The organism is Okeania sp. SIO2C9 (assembly GCF_010672455.1).
Lineage (GTDB): Bacteria > Cyanobacteriota > Cyanobacteriia > Cyanobacteriales > Microcoleaceae > Okeania.
Genome location: NZ_JAAHGO010000200.1, coordinates 1 through 1931 on the forward strand (window position 1 = coordinate 1; position 1931 = coordinate 1931).

The 1931-nt window shown below is 41.7% G+C and carries 3 protein-coding genes; 2 read left to right on the forward strand and 1 reads right to left on the reverse strand.

Annotated elements, in window-relative coordinates:
• Positions 1-346: hypothetical protein (locus tag F6K23_RS40250; RefSeq protein WP_293166785.1), on the forward strand; the 346-nt coding region annotated here is incomplete at its 5' end.
• A 79-nt stretch (positions 347-425) separates the two neighbouring features.
• Complete coding sequence (locus F6K23_RS40255; protein WP_293166787.1) at positions 426-650, forward strand: hypothetical protein; 225 nt, start codon at positions 426-428, stop codon at positions 648-650.
• A gap of 54 nt (positions 651-704) precedes the next feature.
• Here F6K23_RS40255 and F6K23_RS40260 read toward each other — a convergent pair.
• A partial coding sequence (locus F6K23_RS40260) for a transposase (protein WP_293166789.1) occupies positions 705-1931 on the reverse strand: 1227 nt, incomplete at its 5' end.

Genomic DNA, 1931 nt, shown 5'->3' on the forward strand with positions numbered 1-1931 from the left:
TCTTAGAAGACCTGGTTATACAGGTAATTATCAACTAAGTATACCCCATTACATAGGGGGTAGAAAACCTAATATACCTAGCTACAAAAAAGGGAACTGGCATGGAATACTGACTTTAACTGATAATTCTAAGCTGACGGTTAATGGAGTATCAATGAGAGAGTGTGAGAGGGTAATCAAGATATTCAAGCGATATATTAATCCAAAGTACTTGCCTGGAAATTTTAAAATAGGAGAGGTTAAGGGTAAACCATACCATGAGTTTGAAATAAAACCTATAAGAGCTGACTTTTATAGTCATGGTAGGAAGAATTTAGAACCTGACTGGAGATATTATTGCAAGTGATAAGGGAATAGCAGTGTTAGTGTTGGTAGGTCTGAGGGAGTATAAGGATAATTGCAATACTCTTTATACGATTTGCAGCATGAAGCTTAATCAGTTCAAAGGCTCTCTATCGGCTTTAGAAATTCTAGGATTGATGGGTAATGTATCCCTAATCATCGGTGTCATTGTCTTTGTAGGTGGTGAAAAGCAGAGACGAGAAGCTCAAATTTATCAGGCATGGCAGGTAATTACGGCAGCGCAAAACCAAGCTGGTAGTGGTGGCAGAAAAGAAGCTCTGGAATTTCTAAACTCCAAGCCGGGGTAAAGAGGAGATACGTGCAAAATCGGACACGACGTAAAGTTTTGTAACAATTGTTGTTCAAAGTAATAGCATCCGTTCATCCAACGCACGGGGAATCGCCTCCATATCAATCACATAATCCCCGAATCGCTTAATGCGACTGGTTAGATAGGGACTCAAAGATGCCACATCCTCTCGCTTCAGAAGATACCCCTCACTTTGAAGTTGCTGCAAAACCTCCGTCAAGTCCACTACGTTTTGGAAGATGACTGCATTAGCAACCAGATCGTTGTACTTGATAAGCTTTTCCTGTTGTTGAGGGTCATTACTAGCAATGATGCTCTCGCCGCCAAAGAAGAACCATTTAGAAAAACCGTGATAAGCTTCTACCTTATTCGTAGCCGCCGTAATCTGTTGTCGCAATTGGGAACTAGAAATAAACTGAAGTAAGAAAATAGTTCTGACCACCCTTCCCAGTTCACGAAAAGCGCGGTAAAGGCGATTTTTGCGGCTATAGTTTCCTAATTTTCTCAATAAAACATCCGAAGATATTTTTCCGGCTTGAATAGACAGAACGACGCGAAATAAGTCTTGCCAGTGCCTCCGAATTAGTTCCCAGTTAATCCGCTCTGTAAACAGAGCATCAATGTGTTGGTAAACCGTATCCTTGTCCGGGCGATAGAAAGTTAAATCTTTCCAGTTGCGAATGCGAGGCATTAAGTTAATACCTAACAGGTAAGACAGAGCAAAAACCGGATTCGATTGACCTTGAGTATCAGCATGAATCGTCTCAGGCTGAATATCAGATTGATTCTGCAACAGCCCTTCAATAATATAAACTGCTTCCCAAGTGCCACAGGAAATAAAATGACTGAAAAGGGCAACATAACTGTCAGCTACATGGTGGTAAGCAATCCCTCCATAACCCCCATAGCGGATGTGATATTCTGAGAGTAAATTTTGCTCATAGAGGTCATATTTAGTTCCATCAGCCGCAGCGGTAGTTCCATCTCCCCACAACTTAGGCAAGTCCAAAACATGATAACGGTTGATGATATCAGTCAAAGCTGCATTGAGACCTTTCAAACTAACGTGACGTTGATTAACAAAAGAAAGCATCTGGGGGGTGACGACTCCCCTCATGTGACGCGCAGCTTGAGTTGGTCCCAGGTTGCAACCATAAGCAAAGGTAGTCAGGAGATAGCGTTCGTTCGCTCGGTCTAATTTAGGGTCAGAACCACTAAAAGGTCCAAAATGGCGCGTAAAATTAGTCCAATAATCGACATTTCTGAGGATATTAATTAG